This window comes from Planktothricoides raciborskii GIHE-MW2 (genome assembly GCF_040564635.1).
Taxonomy (GTDB): domain Bacteria; phylum Cyanobacteriota; class Cyanobacteriia; order Cyanobacteriales; family Laspinemataceae; genus Planktothricoides; species Planktothricoides raciborskii.
In genome coordinates this window covers 4,736,163-4,754,510 of sequence record NZ_CP159837.1, presented here as the reverse complement: position 1 = coordinate 4,754,510, position 18,348 = coordinate 4,736,163, and the positions used below count along the sequence as shown (strand labels likewise).

The following is an 18,348-nucleotide window of genomic DNA, read 5'->3' as shown; positions in this document are numbered from 1 at the left end:
TGAGGGTTCACTCTGCATCAATGCCCTCCCACATTTGTGCCAGGGGGATAGTCTGTCCGGTTAAGGCTTGCTGTAACCCTTGCCGAATGCCTTCTATGGCGATTTCGGTAGGTGTCTCATCCGGGTCTTCCTCGTCTTCTTCCATCATTAAGACGACAACGCGGACTCGCTGAGGTTTGGTGACATCTAGGGTGCGATCGAGGGTGAGTTCTCCTCTCTCGTTAATAGTGGCTGTGGTTTCAATTGCTTTCATAGTCGGTGATGGAGTTGTTGAATAGGCATTCAATCTATTTCTAGTTTAATCTAGGGATTAGACAAGAGTGCTTTTATACCGATCTCGATACAAGCCATATAATATCCTTGATATTTCTATAAGTTTTTCTGTCTCCCGGTTTTGCCGGAATAGGGGCGGCTGGGTTCGGCAGGGGGCGGCAGGAAGCGATCGCATTTCCGGGTTTAAGTGTTAAGTAAAACAATGGCCAGACAAGCCAAAAATAGCCCTAGAAGTTGGGTAGATGTCAAAACTTCGTGAAAATAAAATATCCCCACTAAAACGGTGCCAATCATAATCAGAAGATTTACCAGAGAACCGGCAATTCCCAGGTCTATTTTCTGATTTAATATGCCAAAAATTAAATAAGTTGTGGGCGAAAGCAGACAAACCACGGCCATGCTTTTCCAATCTCCGGTTTTTCCCCAATTGGCGCTTAAAGAGTCGCAAAAGGTGAACAAACCACCACAGAATAATACTAAAGCCCAAATCCAGATTTTTTCCATAAAATAATATTGTTTACAAATATTGTTTACAGAAATTCAACAGCAGGGGCGCTTCGGGTTGCGATCACAAGCATTGCGATCGCAATTTTTGCATCAAAGTAAACCTTGAAATTGTAGCAGTAGTTTTTCAAATTGGTAAAATAGTCGGTTAAAACCGACCGTAGGGGTCAACGGCCGTTGACCCCTACGGGGATTTTAATCCCCGCCGAACTTTAATCCCCGCCGAACTTTAATCCCCGCCGAACTTTAATCCCCGCAATCGTCGGTTAATTGCAGGGGTACATAAACCGCCGGAGGTTAAAACCTCCGGCTAATAGCGCAAGCAAGTCGGTTAAAACCGACTCTGGATTATTTTGAAATTGATAATTATATAATAATATTTACAAAAATTTTCCAGTAGAAACGCTTCGGGTTGCGATCGCATTTTTTGCAGTAAAATCACCATTGTAATTATCGCAAAATTGGTTTAATTTGGTTTTAATAAATATTGAATAATTATTAATATGATAAACTTAAAATGTGACGCGATCGCGCAAATTTTCCAACATCTTTGGCCCAACTCCCGGCACTCGATCCAAATCCGCCAAAGAACTAAACTGTTGATTATTTCTCGCAGCAATAATTCGTTGGGCTAACACTGGGCCGACCCCTGGTAAAGTCTCTAATTCTTCCTGGGTAGCCGTATTTACATTCACTTTTGCACTGCTTGATAACCCGGTTGATAACCCGGTATCTTCCGCTTGATTCCGTGAAACCGGGGCGGGACAATCTTTTGCTGCTTCGTCAATTTTTTCCTGAAGACTCGGTGAAATTCCCAGGGTTGCCCCTTCGTAGAGGCGATCGAATTCTCGGACAAAATGCGCCGCCACCGTGGGATTAGTAATAACTAAGAGAGTTTCATCATTATTATAGTTGGCACTAGCTGACCAATTATGAGAACCAGCAATGATGGTTTCACCGTCGATAACGGCAAATTTGTGATGCAATAAATCTCCCGGTGGCAGTTGGGGAATGCCTACCGTGGTAATGGGATTTTGCCAGGGCTGGTTATCGATGGGATAGCGACACTTTTGATCCGGCAAGGCTACCCCTAACATATCCAGACCTTCGCTGTAGTCACGATAGGCAAAACTCGCATCGATGAGCGATCGCACCATCACCCCTTGTCTATAGCGCGTTTCCAGCAGATCCACCAGCCTTTGTTCCGCAAAAACAAACAAGGCTAGATCGACGGAAGTGGCTGCGGTAGCCAAAGTTTGGCCAATCAAACCATTGGCACTTTCGGCCCAAGGAACTTTTGCCCCAGAGGGGGAAAATTGCAACGTAATCTGATTATTGCCCACCTGCAAAGGATCGATCTGACGCGGCGGTTTTTTCACCCCAAACCGACTATCGGTTTTACCTCCCGGACCATCACCCCACATCAGATTAAACTCTTCCTGAAACCTGGTAGCGAGTTCAGGACTGTTGATTTTCAATAAATTATTCGGATTACCGCGACTACTCGGAGACTGAAAATCCCCGTGAATATCACTGGTGGTGAAATTTGCGGAAGTGACAATTACCGTCGATCCATCCACCACCACAAATTTATGATGCATTAAACCACTGCCCTTACTCCCATCAGCGGTGTCATCGATCGCCGCAACTCCCCCTTGCCGCAAAATGACCAGGGCATCTCCTTGGGCAATTTCATCGGGGCTAAGTTTTCCGTCCCCATTCCGATCTACTAACTGGCGAAATTCTTCATAACGTTGGCGCGATCGCTCATCCAGGGCTTGCACCTCTCCAGGGGTAAAATCACTAAAAGGACGACTATAGTTATTTTCCAAAATCACCCGCACCTGCACCCCCGCTTGATGACGTTCCACCAAAGCAGCGGCAATTTTCGGCAAGCGTAACTCTTGCACTGCTACCTCGACGGTGGAATTGGCAGCGGCGATCGCCTCCACCATCACTTGTTCCAAATCATCCCCAAAACGCTGCTGGGGTCTGAAGGGTTCCTGATACTCAGCCCCTTGATGCTGATTAAAATAGACCTGGACAAAGGGGTCTTGGGGCAGTGGGGCAGTCTTTAGCTGGCTAAGGGGCTTTGGCTGGCTAATTGGTGCCTGACACCGTTGACAACCTGTGACGGTGACTGTCAGAAAGGCAGTCCAGAAAATACGCCGATAAATCCGTGAGATCACAAACAAAGGAGATATCTTTAAATCGGGAAAAAGTTAACCGCTGGAATCATCGGTTGGCTGGAAAAATTACCGGCACAGCTAAGGATATTAAATCAAGATCCTCGGCAGGTCAGCACTTTTTCGGAATCGGCACCTTGGGCTCACTTTTCTTCAGGGTGGATGGTTTATCGCCTGACTGAGAAAGCCGCCTGAGAAAATCAAGCACCACCGACTGTCTGAGATTAACACAAAAACCACCGAAAAAATCTTGCTTTGTGCAGAAATTAGAGTACGATAATATTTGTATCTTGCTGACTTGCGGCTACGGCACAAAGAATGCTGATTCTTTCCACCTGTAAAGTGTCGCTCTCAGCGCTCGTCAAACAGGATTAGGTTAGGCATTACGCCAAATATACAGAGGTATATTAAGAGTAATTACTCATTACCTCTGGAATCTTATTGAGAATTAAGTTAGGTTATTTCGCCCTGTTTAGGGCGGTCTAGATTCAACAATGCGGAAATATTGTCCGGTTGAGGATTGTGGTTGATTCCTAATCCTTACTTTACATAACGCAATGAATCTATAACAAACTTAATCAAAAAGTCCTGCTTGACTGATTCCCTGTTAAGAAGTGTTAATTCTCAATCAGAATGACTTGTTGAGTTGATTGGTGAAACTTATGCCGAGAAGAAAAAAAACATTTACATGCGGTCATAAGGGATATGGTCAAATATGCCATCGTTGTGCCCAGTTAAAAGCGGCACAAGAGGAAGCCATTCGATCCCTAGCGGAAAAAAGACAGCAAAAACTCGAATGGGAAACTAGCTTTGAAGCGGATCCCATTGATTTAAGAGAGTTACCGGAATACGTGGTTTTGAAAGCTCGAAATATTATCGCGGGTCTTAACGATCAACGAAATTATCGAGATTTCGGCGGTAAGCGTTTGCGCCATAATCGTCAAATTATTAGTATTCCCGTGACCCGCAACTATCGGATGATTTGCCACGATAATGGATCGATCGCGATTCCTCAAGCAGTGTTATCCCATGAGGATTACAATGTGTGCAAACCCGGTGGATAGAAACAATAAGTGTCAGAATTATGAACAAGCAATTAACCATGATCAATGCCGCTCAAACTCTCTCAGTCCGGATGATTTCTCAGAGGTTTTTCTCTCAAATTGTCGAGATTTTTATCCAGAGGAGCTTACTCTTGCACTCTATTGATAGGAATTGCGATCGATTCCATAGAGTCAGGCAACAAAGTCTGTATAGACTTTTAAGGTTCATTAGTCCAGGTCCAATCTGGACGATTTAGTTAGACGATCTAAATTAATGGTTGTTTGTTATTGGTTGTTTGTTATTTGTTATTTGCAGCTAAATAACAAATAACGAATAACGAATAACCGATAACGGATAACCAGGAAAAAGATGCAGATTTATTTAGATTACAGCGCCACAACTCCCCCCCGTGCGGAAGCGATCGCCGCTATGCAAACCGCGTTACTTGACCAGTGGGGCAATCCCTCCAGTATTCACGAGTGGGGTGGACGTTCCAGCACTTTGGTGGAAGTCGCCCGAATGCAGGTGGCGTCATTGTTGAATGTGGTGCCAGAGGCGATCGTGTTTACTTCTGGGGGCACGGAGTCGGATAATTTGGCGATTATGGGGGTGGCCCGACGTTATGCCCAACCGCAACATCTAATTATTTCTCAGGTGGAACATTCGGCAGTGAGTAAGCCGGTGGAATGGTTGGAAAAGTCCGGGTGGCAAGTGACTCGGTTGCCGGTGAATGCTCAGGGACGAGTTAATCCCGCAGATTTAACCGCAGCGATTCAAGAAAATACGGTATTGGTGTCGATTATTTATGGCCAAAGTGAGGTAGGAACCCTACAACCGATTCAAGCTTTGGCGGAAATTGCCCGATCGCACGGGGTTTTATTTCATACGGATGCGGTACAAGTGGCGGGTCGCTTGCCTTTGGACTTAGAACAGTTGCCGGTGGATTTGCTGTCTTTGTCCAGTCATAAATTTTATGGTCCCCAAGGGGCTGGGGCGCTTTATGTTCGCCCTGGGGTGGAGTTGGTCCCCTGGCTTTGTGGGGGCGGTCAGGAAGGAGGCTGGCGATCGGGAACTCAGGCAGTGGCAGCGATCGCTGGTTTTGGGGTAGCGGCAGAGTTGGCAAGGACAGACATGGCTGCGGAAACCCCCCGGTTACGCAGTTTGCGCGATCGCCTGTTTGACCAATTGGCGGATATTCCCGGTTTAACCCCCACAGGCGATCGGCTGCACCGTTTACCCCACCATGTCAGCTTTTGCCTCCAAGAAAATTCGCCCTATCAAGCCGAAACAGGTGCGGTCAGTGGTAGAACCTTAGTTCGGCAAATGAATTTAGCGGGCATTGCCATTAGTTCGGGATCCGCTTGCAGCAGTGGTCAACTAAATCCCAGTCCCGTCTTGTTGGCGATGGGATATTCGCCGCAAGCCGCCACTGCCGCCATTCGCATGACTTTAGGCCGTCATACCACCGTGGAGGATATTGACTGGACCGCAATGGTATTTAAGCAAGTTTTACAACGGTTAAGGCCAGAATGCGCGATTCCCGTAAGGGATCCGCTGCACGGCATCGCTCGTTAATGGTTGTTGGTTGGTTGTTGGTTGTTGTTGGTTGTTGGGTAGGGATTCTTTGGTTGTTGTTGGTTATGGTTATGGTTATAATTATTGGTGATTCAAATGGCCTGACGACCTTTTGAACGACAACCTTTTGACCAATAAAATTACTTACTTTGCCTAAATTTTAAACTTATTTAAAACTTATGATCCAGACCAGAGTAACTCAGGTAGAACCACAGTTTATTTCCTACCAACATTTTCAAGGGGATATCCCCATAGACTTAGAAAATGATACGTTTATTTCGTTGACGAGAAATCAACCATTAAAAATTTACTCTTTAGGTTTTCAACCTGCCAAATCGATTCCCGAAATACCTCGTTGGTTCTTACAAAAGTATGCTCAAAATTCAATGAATATTCTCGATCCATTTGCCGGTTCTGGGACAACAATTATTGAATCATTGAAACACGATTGCTCAGTTTATTGGTTGGATTATCAACCTTTAAGTCGGCTAATTTGTCAGGTTAAAACAAGTGATTTTGCGGTGGCAGAAGTGCGGGAAGAAGCGGCAAGGATGATGAGAGAAGCGATCGCGGAGAAATTTGCCCCGAATACGGTTAATTTTAGCAATAAAGATTTTTGGTTTCAACCGTCAGTCCAAGCCGGTTTAGAAATTCTCAAATCTTTGATTTCAAAATCTAATGTAAAAAATCAACCGTTATTTTGGTTAGCTTTCGCCTCCACGGTGAGAAAAACTTCCAATATGAATGATGGAATGCTGCTGGCTGCCCGTCGGACTCATATTGCAGAAATTCCCCAGCGATCGAGAGAAGATGTTTTTAGATATTTTCAGTTTTACTTAGATAAAGCCATTGATGCGGTAGCAGAATGGCAACCAATTTTCAAAGAATCAAAAGGGACCGCAAAAGAATTACCTTTGCATGATGCCAGAAATTTAACCGGCGATTTTCGTGCGTCTGCGATCGTGACTTCTCCTCCTTATATTAATGCGATCGATTATGTCTGGGCGGCAAAATTTGAATTACACTGGCTAGGATTGGTGAAAAATAATACAGAAAGATTAGATTTGTATGCTAGAGAAATTGGCACAGAACGAATTCCTAAAAAACAATGTCAAGAACTGGGTGAAACAGGACATCCTAATTTAGATCGGTTGATCGAGGATATTTACACGGGCAAAAAATATCAAGCAAGTAAAGGTCAAAATCAACTCAGGGCTAGAGTTGTTTATCAGTATTTTATGGATATGATCCAGCATTTTCAAAGTAGTTTTTTGCGGTTACGTCCCGGAGGTTACTACTGTTTTTCAATGGGAGATGTCAGTAAAATTTGTGGCGTAGAAATCCCCGTAGCTTCTCTGTTAACTGATCTAGCGAATGAAGTAGGATTTAAGGAAAAATTTAAATTTCATTTAATTTTGAAAAATCGGCAATTAAATTTACCGAGAAATCTAGAATGGGCTGGGAGTATCAAACATGACACTATCGTAGTTTTGGAGAAGCCTAATCGATGAATGATCCTAAATCAAAATCTTTAGAGGCGATTTTACAAGAATACCAACAGTCATTTTCGGCCAAACTCTTTGGGGAGGAATCTGCCGAGGAAGATGATTTGATGCTAGTCTTCGGATTGACTCAAGAGATGAAGGCGGAAAATAAACAATATTGGGGCAGAGAGTTGGGAATGTGCTGGCAACGTTTGGTTAAAGAATTGTGTCAGCAAAAGTGTGAGAACTTTGCCGAGGGGATCCGAGAAGGAAAAGATGAGATATGTGATTTAGTAATTGGCAATCATGCCATTGATACCAAGTATAGAATTGGTTCTGGTGATTCAGGCACGTTAAAGAAATTCAAGAACTATGCCTCAAGGCTGCAAGAGAAAGGATATGAACCGATCATGCTGATTCTTCGGGAGGATAATTTACCGAACGCGATCGCCGCTTGTGTTCAGGGAGGGTGGACGGTTAAAACCGGGGCAAAAACTTATGAATATATTCAACAAGCCACTGGGGTAGATTTGCAGGCTTGGTTGAAGCAGAGAAGAAATCAATATAGAATTAGTCCTTGAAGTCTCAAAACCCACAAAACCCAACCAAGCCAAGTTAAAAGTTAAAAATAAATAAAGTAAAATTATGGTGACACTCCCTAACAGTATTGAAGAGGCATTAGATCAAGCAAAGACGGCGACCACTGCCGCTCTCAAAGATGGCTTGCACCGTCTGCAAGTAGAAATCCTGATTCCAGAGTTGAAAGTTCAGGATCCGGCTCATCAATTTATTCCCATCTTTGAAGAGTACGGTTCGCACCTGAAAGTGTATTTTCCCGATCCGGGGGCGGCGGCTTTGGCTCGACGGGATTGGGGTGAAACCCCTTATGTGGTGCGGGGGATGACGGAACCCAAAGGCAAAATTCAACCGGACGATCGCCTATTTTTCTTTATTGAACCGTCTGCGGTGGAAGTGAATGATTTGGAAAAGATGTGTGAGCAAGCAGGCGATCGCCCCGTGGTGCTATTCATCCCTAAACTAGAAAGTATTACCACCATTGGCATTGGCTACGCAGCCCGACAACTGCGGGAGCGCTTCATCAGCACTTTTGAATCTTGCTACTATATCCGTCCTCTGGAAGGGGCGGCCCTATTTCGCTGTTACCCTAACCCCTGGCAAGTTTGGCTGGAAAAAGAAGAAGGCTATGAACTGATTTCCGAAACGACCCAAAAACCAGTGGGAGAAGTCTTAGAAGAGATATTACAAAAAGGCACTTCCCCATCGGTGGATCAAACTGAAGCGACCCCAGTAGCTACACCCCAACGGAAAAAACCCGGTTTGCTAACCAATCTTCAGCGGTTTTTGCGTGCTTTGAGCCAGTGATCGCGCCATAATAAAAATATGAGTGCGATTCAGGTGCTAAATTTTTCCCGGATAAGTTGGGATGCGGTGGTGAAACTGTTGGTGCAACTACCGATGATGGCGATCTAGGAGGCAGAATTTATTAATATGACTGATCGACGTATTTTTATTGGTGACGTGCATGGCCACTATGACGGTTTGATGAAGTTACTAGAGGCGATCGCCCCTGATCGAAGCGATCAAATTTACTTTGTCGGCGATTTAATCGATCGCGGACCCAAGAGCGCCCAAGTGGTCAAATTTATCAAAGAAAGTTCCTATCAATGCGTATTAGGAAACCACGAACAACTCCTCCTGGAGAGTTTGCGTCAAAATAAAATTAATAAAGCCGCATTCCAATCTTGGCTTTACAGTGGTGGACATACCACGGTAGCGAGTTATGGCAACCCCCAACAAATCCTGGAAGATATTGAATGGATGCGAACTCTGCCGGCTTATATTGATTTAGGGGATATTTGGTTGGTTCATGCGGGAGTTCACCCGGAACTGCCCATTAAAGCCCAAGGACCGGAAGATTTCTGTTGGATTCGCAGCGAATTTCATCAAATGTCTAAGCCGTATTTCCCTGATAAATTAATTGTCATTGGTCATACAATGACCTTTACTTTCAAGGGCATAGAACCGGGACAACTTGCACTCGGTCAAGGATGGATTGGCATTGATACGGGCGTGTACAATTCTAATAGTGGTTGGTTAACTGCCCTAGATATTACTCAACGCAAAGTTTACCAAGTCAATGTTTTTCAAAGGTGCATTCGCGCTTTACCTCTGGCTCAGGCAGTGAAAAAAATTCAAGGCGATCGCATTGCGGTTCATCGTTAAAAATATGCACAAGCTTTAAGCATCAAATGAGAAGAGTCGGGAGACCGATCTCCCCCTTTTCCCCGATGCGGAACCATCAGGCTATTATCATTAATATTATCATTATTATTATTAATATCATATTCTGCGGCTTTATAACTGGGAAATGACATCCAAAATTTCGGCGGGGCGATCGATTAAAAAATCTGGATGATGTGCCGCTAAAACTGAACGAGAATTAAACCCCCAACTCACCCCAACCACGGGAATATTTACCTTTTTAGCTGCATCAATATCGCGGGTTTCGTCGCCAAAATAAACTATCTGTTTCGGGGATAAGTTTTGGGTGTGTAGGAGTTTATGCAGCACTTTAGCTTTACCAAAAATCGTCGCCCCACAACATATGATTTTAAACAGGTGGTTCCAATTATTTATCTGAATAAACTGATGAATATTTTCTGAGGAGTTAGAACTGACAATTCCCAGGTCATATCCCATTAAGTTAAGATTTTTTAATACTGAATCAATTCCTTCTATGGGCTGCACTTTTGGCAGATTATGATTTAATTCATTTTTGATTAAATGAATTAAAATGGGTATTTTGATTAAGGGTATTTTTGAGTTTTTAATAATGTCTCTAGAAGTTAAATTTTGCAGCGTTGTTATTTCTTCATCCGTGATTTTTTTATAGCCAAATTCATCAGAAAATCGATTAGTAATTTCGATAATAGCATCTAGAGTATTGGCTAAAGTTCCATCAAAATCAAAAATGAGAATTTTTTTAGACATTTTAATCCTATTCAAGCAATATATTATAGCAAGTTATAGTTATAGCAAGTTATAGTTATAGCAAGTTATAGTTATAGCAAGTTATAGTTATAGCAAGTTATAGCAAGTTATAGCAAGTTATAGCAAGTTATAGCAAGTTATAGCAAGTTATAGCAAGTTATAGCAAGTTATAGCAAAAATATAGATCAGCCCTAAATATAGCGGTTATTGTCAGAATTACAGAGTTTTTCTGAATTCTATAGCAATCGGTTTAGGGGTTGTGGTAGGGGAAATTCATAAATTGCCCCTACAGGGTGACATTTCAAAACATATTACAACTTAAATAGGATTGCTATAGAGGGCGCGGCAATGACAGGTTTTTTGGTATTTAATAACTCTAATAAGTCCTATAAATGTATTTTCAGCAATTGCAATAATTACTGGCAATAATTAATTTCACGATTACTTTGACGGTTACTTTGACAATTACTTTTAATATCGCATAATAAATGGGTTATTCGATTCGGATGGTTTGGTCAGAGAAAACCATCGATAAAACCATCAATTAAAAAAAGTTTCATAGTAATTAGACTTGTTGATTAATTCTTGGTTTTTAGTTAGGGGAAATATGGCGCTAACTGTAGTGCCTTGTTCTGGAGAACTCTTGATCGAGATACGACCCCCATACAATTCGGTGAGTTCTTGGGCAATTACTAAACCTAAACCGGAGCCTTGTTGCTCATAAAGCTTACGTTCAAATTGGACGTAAGCTCCTACATTAGCAATTTGTTGGGCAGTCATTCCCCGACCGCGATCGCAAACAGTCAAGATAAATTCTGGTGCATTGATTAGAGTTTTCACCTCTACAATACTGCCCGGTTGAGAAAATTTAAACGCATTATCAATCAGTTCTTTGGCAATTTTGCTCAACCAGTTTTCCGCAACGGGCAATGGGGTATCTTCCATGTCTAAATGTAAATCTTCGGTGCGGTTGAATTCCTGGGCTTTCTTTTGGGCTAAAACTTGCAAAATAAACTGAGTCGAGCCGGTTTCTCCCATCAAAAAAGATTGGAGTCGTTGCGGATCTTGACGGATAATTTCTAGTTGTGCATGGAGTAAAAAGTTTTGAATCGTGCGATGCAATCGCCACGCTGAAGTTTCGATCATTTCTGACATTTCTTTGATCTCATCCGGTGTGATTTCTGTCGCATGATCCCCCAGAAGTTTGGCAAAACCCAGAATTCCATTTAACGGGGTGAGTAGTTCGTGGGGCAGCGATCGCGTTAAATTTTTGCGTAAATCATCTAGTTTTTTCTCCGACTGTTGCTGCAAAAGCACTTTTTTTTCTAAGCGAATTTTCACGGCACCGAGTAATTCCGATCTCGTAAATGGTTTGCTTAAATAGTCGTCCGCCCCCAGTTCCATTCCTTGACGAATATCTTCTTTCGTCGCTTTAGCGGTTAAAAATATAAAAGGAATCATCTGAGTTGAGGGATGGTTATGTAATTGCCTTAACACCTCATAACCATCAACTCCAGGCATCATAATGTCACAAATAATCAGATCCGGATGATGGGCGATCGCCAATTTGATTCCGGTTTCCCCATCTTTTGCATCAATCACTTGATAATTGTGGGCGGTCAGTAGTTGAATAATAATATCGCGAATGTCGTCTTCGTCTTCTATGATTAAAATTTTACTCATTGTTACTGGTTTGATACATCTTCAGAATGACTGCGAAATTGATCGATAATCCATAGCATACAATTAAACTGTAAAACCTGGATAGCACTTAAATCTTCCAAGACGTACATCAGTCCCCGGAAGGTACTCTCTTGATATCAGGGAAGGTGGTCAATTCCCTCCCAGGCGATCATGGGGCTTTTTAGCGATCTAATAGATCAAATGCGATCTAAAAAAGTCATTTAGGAAATTTGAATCAATTCCTTAGCATATCTGAGTCAATCCCTGGATGCTAGGGGAGAGACCCCTTGCCATAGACCGATCGCACCGAAAGCGCACCGAGAAACCGGGTTTCTTATTTGCTTAAAACAGATAACTGTCATATCCAGAAAAGAAACCCGGTTTCTGAGTTATCCGATGGCGGCACTTTCACGTTTCACGTTTCACGTTTCACGTTTCACGTTTCACGTTTCACGTTTCACGTTTCACGTTTCACGTTTACTCCATTCTATATCTTTGTAATCGACTCTTCACGGCCATCACTAACTCTTGAGTAGTAAATGGCTTCATTAGATAATCATTCGCCCCCAAGTTCATCCCATAGCGAAAATCATCGCTAGTATCTTTAGCGGTGAGGAAAATAAACGGTATTCCCTGAGTCTGTCGATTCTGATTGAGTTGCCTAAGCACATCATAGCCATCTAATTCGGGCATGAGTACATCACAAAGAATTAAATCCGGTAAATGCTTTTGGGCTAATTTAAGTCCAACTTTACCATTTTCCGCCTGAATGACTTCAAACCCTTCCATACTCAAAGTTTCCACGATCGTATCCCGAATATTTTCTTCATCTTCAATAGTTAAGATTCTTAGCATAGATGAATATCTCCTATTCTAAAGGTAAAGTCACCGTTACAGTGGTGCCTGAGTTAACTACACTATGAAATTCAATCTGACCCCGATGAAGTTGAATAAAGTTTTTCACAATCGAAAGTCCTAGTCCGGTTCCGGGAATTTTGCCGACATTTTTTCCTCGATAAAATGAGTTAAACAAATTTTCTAAGTCTTCACTAGGAATGCCGATGCCTTGATCCTGAATTTTGAAAATAACGGATTCATTGGTTAAATCAAGCTGAAAATAGACTGGACTATCTGGTTGAGAATATTTTAAAGCATTGGACAGCAAGTTGAGCAAGATATGTCGCAAAATAATTGGATCTAATTCCGCGTTCATCATGGGATAATCATGTTGTAAATAAACGGTTCTACCCGGATACATCACCTCTAGTTCTTCTAAAATTTGTTCACAAAACTTTACCATTTCTATGGTTTTACGATGACAGTAAATTTTCTGATATTCTGCATTTTCCAACATCAGGATATCTTCGAGTAAATAATTCATTTCCTTCACGGCTCTTTGAATTCGTTGAAAATGCTTACTTTTTTGGCTTTCGGATAAATTATCCCCATAGTTTTCCAGCAGTCTACTTCAGCCTAAAATACTGGTTAAAGGGGTGCGAAATTCATGGGTGGCGATCGCTTCTAATAGAAGAGTTTGTGGCGTCACCGTCACCGGGTGGTAATCAATGGCCGTTTCTAATGACAAGAGAATCGGTGAATTAGGAAAAACTGACATAAAAAATGTTGTAGGTAAAATGTTGTGGGTGGGATGTTATCGGTGGGATATTGTAGGTAAAACGTTGTCGGTGGGATGTTTTAGGTAAAATGTTATCGGTGGGATGTTGTCGGTGGGATCAGGCTTATTTCCTTTTAGATTTAACTTCTAGATTAAACAACATACAATCCGCCATTAAGCGTAAATTTCCTTACTAGACATTACTTTGCCACACCTAGAGGCGATCGCGATCGTGAATGCGCTACGATCAAATTTTGCTCCTAGGTAGGACTAGGTATAAATAGAATGAATCAACTTTGGACTCGTCGTCAAACTCTCTGGATGCTCACCGGGATGACTGGTAGCTTAGTTTTGCACGCTTGTACCTTTGGCAACCAGAAGAATCAAAACACCGCCGCGATCGGTTTAAATCCTTGGGTGGGCAGTACCCCGTTGCATATTGCCAAAGAAAAAGGTTTTTTTCAAAAGCGAGGTTTAAACTTAGAAGTTAAAATATTTAGCGGCACCGGCGACGCCAACTCCGCCTATATCTCCGGTCGGTTAGATAGCTGGTCTCCAGTGACATCGGAAGCCGTAGCCCTGGCAGCAAAGGGCGGGGTAGTTTCGGAATTTAGAATTGTCTTAGTCCAGGATATTTCTAACGGGGCTGATGGAATTTTAGCCCGGAATAGTATTAAGAATCTGGCAGACTTTAAAGGTAAAAAAATTGCCGTAGAAGAAGATAGCGTCAGCCATTTCTTTTTGTTAAAAGCCCTAGAAACAGTTAAATTAAAAGCCGGTGATTTTACCCTAGTCAATACGCCACCGGATGCCGCTGCTGCTGCCTATCAATCGGGGCAAATTGACATTGCGGTGACATATTCTCCTTATTTAGCCAAAGCGGATCAAGCCCAACCGGATGGCCGGATTATTTTTACCTCTTCTGATTTGCCCGGTGCGATCGCCGACCTCTATGTTTTTTCCCCCCAGTTCATTCAAGACCGTCCCCAAACAGTCGATGCCTTTATTCGAGGCATTCTCGATGGATTGGAATTTTACAACAACAACAAAGAAGAAGGAATGGCGATCGCAGCTAGTGCGATCGGAGTTAGTCCAGAAGAACTAGCCAAAGATATCCAAGGCATTGAACTCCCCAACCTAGCTAAAAACCTACAAATTCTCACCGACCATAACAGTAGCGAGTCTTTATTAAAATCCATGAAATCTCTGGCTGAATTCCTCAAAGAACGCAACCAAATTCAACAAATCCCTGATTTAGAGACATTAATTGAGCCTAAATTCCTGCGAGCGATTCAATCCTAAGCCTGAATTTTGTTGGTTGTTGGTTGTTGGTTGTTGGGTAGGAAAAGTGAAAAGTCGTAGGGGCGAATGGCCATTCGCCCGTACAAAAGCCGAATGCCCATTCGCCCGTACAAAAGCCGAATGGCCATTCGCCCGTACAAAAGCCGAATGGCCATATAGCCTGACGGATTATGCTTCGCAAGGACGCCCGTACAAAAGAAATATCACTATTCACCATTCACTTTTCCCTACACCCTACACCCTCTTCCCCCTACACCCTACACCCTAAACCCTACACCCTCTTCCCCCTACACCCTACACCCTAAACCCTACATCCTCTTCCCCCTACACCCTACACCCTACACCCTATACCCTCTCTTCCCCCGCTCCCCCGCTCCCTACTTACCCGTCACCCATCATTAACCCAGACTTTCCCCATCAAGTAGCCAATCGCCATATTATAAATAATAACCAATAAGCAATAAATTACTTATTGGTGAGCGAAATCACTACACTTTGGTAATATCAGGCATAAACGAGCGGAGATTTAAGTCATACTTAAGTATGACCTAAATCATCGGATTTCAGCGATCAAATTCACAGATTTTGCGGATTGAAATCACAGATTTTTCCCCAAAGATAGCTGAGAATAAAAATATAAAGAAAACTGCAAGCAAAAAATCATAAAGCTTGCACATCATGGGGGAGTCAATCGTGAACCATCAAGGAAATTTTAATGATTCACCAAAAACTCATGGTAGACATGGTGGCCTGATTTATCAACTTCATGTCGGCCAAAAACAGATTCAGCCTGAAGAATTTAACTTCAGCTATCGGATTATGACTTATAATCTTCTCGATCAACCTTCTGTCATCCCTCAACCTTAAACCCCGCATTTCAATATCCTTTTAATATATAAAAAATTACCGTTTTTTTCCTCTGCTCCTGACTATATAAGTTCCTTCTCAACTTGGCAATATTGTCAAGTTGTTTTTTTTTGCACCCATCCAACCCCAATAAGTCCTGTGCTAAAATAAAAAAATTACCTAAACTCTTTTACCGGCTATGCTACTAGAATATAATCCTAGAGATTGCTTGCCCTCCGCTGAAGATTTACCTGATTCTGACGATACACCTGTGGATAACGAACTACAAAACTTAATTCCTGGACTGCTCAAAGCCATTCTCGCGTTAATTTGGTCAGAAAGAATGGACTGGTTTTTTGGGGTCGATATGGGGATTTATTCCGATCCGAATCAACCAGCGATCGTCCCCGATGGATTTCTTTCTATCGGAGTCCCCCGGATTATTGACTCAGATTTACGGTTATCTTATGTCTTGTGGGAAGAACAAAAAAGACCGATTCTGGTGCTAGAAGTAGTCTCCCAAACCCGTCGGGGAGAATATACATACAAGAAAAAAGAATACGCCGAACTGGGGATTTTATATTATGTAATTTATAACCCCCTGAGAAAGAGAAAAGCCCGGTTAGAGGTGTATAAACTAGAACCAGGGGGTTATCAATTATTAAGCGGTGAACCTGTCTGGTTAGCCGAAATAAATTTAGGTATCGGTCGCAGTGAGGGAACCTACCAAGGAATTACTAGAGAATGGTTATATTGGTATGATGCCCAAGGACAAAGATATTTAACTCCAGAGGAGCAAATTTTAGCGGCGAAGCAAGAAGCTTTAATCGCCCAAGAAAAGGCCGCTAAATTGGCAGAAAAGCTAAAAAGTCTCGGCATCAATCCCGAAGAACTTGATACCTAAAATGGAATTAGATCATCCCAATCAGCATCCCTGATTGGGATGATCCCCCAACGGCATTTAATTTTTATTCTATAAAACATGGCGAAATCTATGGCGAAATCTATGGCGAAATCTATGGCTGAAACTCATCCGTTACAACGGTTATTAGACTATACCGAAAAATATCGCCAAAAGATTTGGCTGGCTAGTCTTTACTCGATTTCAAATAAACTCTTAGATTTGGCACCACCCGCATTAATTGGCGCCGCAGTTGATGTGGTGGTGCAAAAAGAAAAATCGGCGATCGCACAGTTAGGAATTACCGATATTTTTAGCCAGTTTTTAGTTTTAAGTTTAATTACAATTATTGTTTGGCTATTAGAGTCTCTGTTTGAATATGCTTATGCCACATGGTGGCGGAATTTAGCCCAGCAAATCCAGCATGATTTACGTCAGGATGCTTATCGTCATTTGCAGGATTTAGAATTAGCTTTTTTTGAAGAAAGCAGTACCGGCGCTTTGCTATCTATTGTCAGTGATGATATTAATCAATTAGAGCGATTTTTGGATATTGGCGCTAATGAAATTATCCAAGTAATGACTACGGTGGTGGTGATTGGCGGGGCATTTGTTGCCCTGGCGCCGACGGTGGCATGGATGACGATTTTACCGATTCCTTTGATTATTTGGGGGGCGATCGCCTTTCAGAAATTACTAGCCCCTCGTTATGCCACTGTCCGGGAAAAAGTCAGTTTGCTCAATAGTCAATTGGCGAATAATATCTCAGGAATTACGACGATTAAAAGCTTTACCGCTGAAGATTATGAAATTCGCCGAATTACTAAAGAAAGTGAGGGATATCAACAAAGTAATCGGCGGGCGATCGCGCTCAGTGCGGCGTTTATTCCCTTAATTAGAATCCTGATTTTAATTGGATTTACGGGAATTTTACTCGGCGGGGGCATGGAAGCCATTAAGGGCAATTTATCCGTAGGTACTTATAGTGTTTTGGTCTTTTTAACCCAACGGTTACTTTGGCCTTTAACCCGATTAGGTCAAACTCTTGACCAGTATCAACGGGCAATGGCGTCTACAAATCGGGTAATGAATTTATTAGATACGCCGATGCAAATTCACTCCGGCGATCGCTATTTACCCGTAGACTCGGTTCGCGGTGAATTAGCATTTGAAAATGTCAACTTTGCCTATAAAAATCGGCTGCCCGTACTGCAAAATCTTTCCCTGCATATTCCCGCTGGCCAAACTATTGGCATTGTCGGTGCTACCGGGTCGGGAAAAAGTACCTTGGTTAAATTGTTATTGCGACTTTATGAAGTGAATTCGGGAACTATTACCCTCGATGGCATTCCTTTACAAGAAATTCATTTAAAATCCTTACGTCAAGCTATTGGTTTAGTCAGTCAAGATGTGTTTTTATTTCATGGCACCGTAGCGGATAATATTGCTTATGGTAGTTTTGAGTCTAAATTTGCAGAAATTGTCGCCGCTGCCACGATCGCCGAAGCCCATGAATTTATTATGCAGTTACCAGATGGCTATAATACCATTGTCGGGGAACGGGGCCAAAAGTTGTCCGGTGGTCAGCGGCAACGGTTAGCGATCGCCCGCGCAATTTTGAAAAATCCACCGATTTTAATTCTCGATGAAGCCACTTCCGCAGTGGACAATGAAACCGAAGCAGCGATCGCTCGTTCATTAGAAAAAATCACCAAAAATCGCACCACAATCGCGATCGCGCATCGTCTTTCCACCATTCGCAATGCGGACTGTATTTATGTCATGGAAAACGGCCAATTAGTCGAACAAGGCAAACACGAAGAACTCCTACAGATTCAGGGTATCTACGCTAAATTGTGGGGAGTTCAAACCGGAGTAAAAGCAACCCAGAAACCGGGTTTCTTTTCGGAATCTCATAAATAA

Annotated in this window: 18 protein-coding genes; 10 read left to right on the top strand and 8 right to left on the bottom strand. The window is 42.6% G+C overall.

Annotated elements, in window-relative coordinates; all coding sequences use genetic code 11:
- Positions 1–7: 7 nt before the first annotated feature.
- From ABWT76_RS20475 to ABWT76_RS20465, 3 genes are all read right to left on the bottom strand, one after another.
- Positions 8–253: a hypothetical protein gene (locus ABWT76_RS20475; protein ID WP_354634879.1), complete on the bottom strand. Its 246-nt coding sequence runs from the start codon at positions 251–253 to the stop codon at positions 8–10.
- Positions 254–456: 203 nt separating this feature from the next.
- Entirely contained in the window at positions 457–777 is a 321-nt protein-coding gene (locus ABWT76_RS20470; RefSeq protein WP_354634878.1) for a hypothetical protein, read from the bottom strand.
- Positions 778–1,289: 512 nt separating this feature from the next.
- Positions 1,290–2,966, bottom strand: coding sequence for a phospholipase D-like domain-containing protein (locus tag ABWT76_RS20465; protein ID WP_322096577.1), 1,677 nt, complete (start codon positions 2,964–2,966; stop codon positions 1,290–1,292).
- Between the two features lie 659 nt (positions 2,967–3,625).
- Between ABWT76_RS20465 and ABWT76_RS20460 the strand changes: the two genes are divergently transcribed.
- The 6 genes from ABWT76_RS20460 to ABWT76_RS20435 all read left to right on the top strand — a co-directional run bounded on the left by ABWT76_RS20460 (position 3,626) and on the right by ABWT76_RS20435 (position 9,310).
- Complete coding sequence (locus ABWT76_RS20460; protein ID WP_054465804.1) at positions 3,626–4,027, top strand: hypothetical protein; 402 nt, start codon at positions 3,626–3,628, stop codon at positions 4,025–4,027.
- A 349-nt stretch (positions 4,028–4,376) separates the two neighbouring features.
- The gene (locus tag ABWT76_RS20455; protein ID WP_054465805.1) at positions 4,377–5,582 is read left to right on the top strand and encodes a cysteine desulfurase family protein; all 1,206 of its coding nucleotides are present in this window, start codon (positions 4,377–4,379) and stop codon (positions 5,580–5,582) included.
- Between the two features lie 179 nt (positions 5,583–5,761).
- Positions 5,762–7,093, top strand: a complete 1,332-nt coding sequence (locus ABWT76_RS20450; protein WP_354634877.1) for a hypothetical protein — start codon at positions 5,762–5,764, stop codon at positions 7,091–7,093.
- Positions 7,090–7,647, top strand: coding sequence for a hypothetical protein (locus tag ABWT76_RS20445; protein ID WP_054465807.1), 558 nt, complete (start codon positions 7,090–7,092; stop codon positions 7,645–7,647). Before ABWT76_RS20450 ends, ABWT76_RS20445 begins: the two co-directional genes overlap by 4 nt.
- A gap of 64 nt (positions 7,648–7,711) precedes the next feature.
- Entirely contained in the window at positions 7,712–8,449 is a 738-nt protein-coding gene (locus ABWT76_RS20440) for a DUF1995 family protein (protein WP_054465808.1), read from the top strand.
- A gap of 126 nt (positions 8,450–8,575) precedes the next feature.
- Entirely contained in the window at positions 8,576–9,310 is a 735-nt protein-coding gene (locus ABWT76_RS20435) for a metallophosphoesterase family protein (RefSeq protein WP_354634876.1), read from the top strand.
- Between the two features lie 132 nt (positions 9,311–9,442).
- Here the strand turns inward: ABWT76_RS20435 and ABWT76_RS20430 are convergent, their stop codons facing one another.
- From ABWT76_RS20430 to ABWT76_RS20410, 5 genes are all read right to left on the bottom strand, one after another.
- Complete coding sequence (locus ABWT76_RS20430; RefSeq protein ID WP_054465810.1) at positions 9,443–10,078, bottom strand: HAD hydrolase-like protein; 636 nt, start codon at positions 10,076–10,078, stop codon at positions 9,443–9,445.
- A 540-nt stretch (positions 10,079–10,618) separates the two neighbouring features.
- Positions 10,619–11,761 carry a response regulator gene (locus ABWT76_RS20425; protein ID WP_054465811.1) on the bottom strand — a complete coding sequence of 381 codons (1,143 nt, stop codon included), beginning with the start codon at positions 11,759–11,761 and terminating at the stop codon, positions 10,619–10,621.
- 477 nt (positions 11,762–12,238) lie between these two features.
- Positions 12,239–12,616: a response regulator transcription factor gene (locus ABWT76_RS20420; RefSeq protein ID WP_054465812.1), complete on the bottom strand. Its 378-nt coding sequence runs from the start codon at positions 12,614–12,616 to the stop codon at positions 12,239–12,241.
- Between the two features lie 13 nt (positions 12,617–12,629).
- Entirely contained in the window at positions 12,630–13,142 is a 513-nt protein-coding gene (locus tag ABWT76_RS20415) for a sensor histidine kinase (protein ID WP_354634875.1), read from the bottom strand.
- Positions 13,143–13,229: 87 nt separating this feature from the next.
- A complete protein-coding gene (locus tag ABWT76_RS20410; protein WP_354634874.1) occupies positions 13,230–13,376 on the bottom strand; it encodes a hypothetical protein in 147 nt (48 codons plus the stop codon).
- Positions 13,377–13,661: 285 nt separating this feature from the next.
- Here ABWT76_RS20410 and ABWT76_RS20405 point away from each other — a divergent pair, with 285 nt between their 5' ends.
- The 4 genes from ABWT76_RS20405 to ABWT76_RS20390 all read left to right on the top strand — a co-directional run bounded on the left by ABWT76_RS20405 (position 13,662) and on the right by ABWT76_RS20390 (position 18,348).
- Complete coding sequence (locus ABWT76_RS20405) at positions 13,662–14,678, top strand: ABC transporter substrate-binding protein (protein WP_054465814.1); 1,017 nt, start codon at positions 13,662–13,664, stop codon at positions 14,676–14,678.
- Between the two features lie 693 nt (positions 14,679–15,371).
- Positions 15,372–15,545 (top strand): hypothetical protein, encoded by a 174-nt coding sequence (locus tag ABWT76_RS20400; protein WP_190879895.1) that lies wholly within the window; start codon positions 15,372–15,374, stop codon positions 15,543–15,545.
- A 178-nt stretch (positions 15,546–15,723) separates the two neighbouring features.
- Complete coding sequence (locus tag ABWT76_RS20395) at positions 15,724–16,428, top strand: Uma2 family endonuclease (protein WP_054465816.1); 705 nt, start codon at positions 15,724–15,726, stop codon at positions 16,426–16,428.
- A gap of 90 nt (positions 16,429–16,518) precedes the next feature.
- Positions 16,519–18,348: an ABC transporter ATP-binding protein gene (locus ABWT76_RS20390; RefSeq protein WP_231636716.1), complete on the top strand. Its 1,830-nt coding sequence runs from the start codon at positions 16,519–16,521 to the stop codon at positions 18,346–18,348.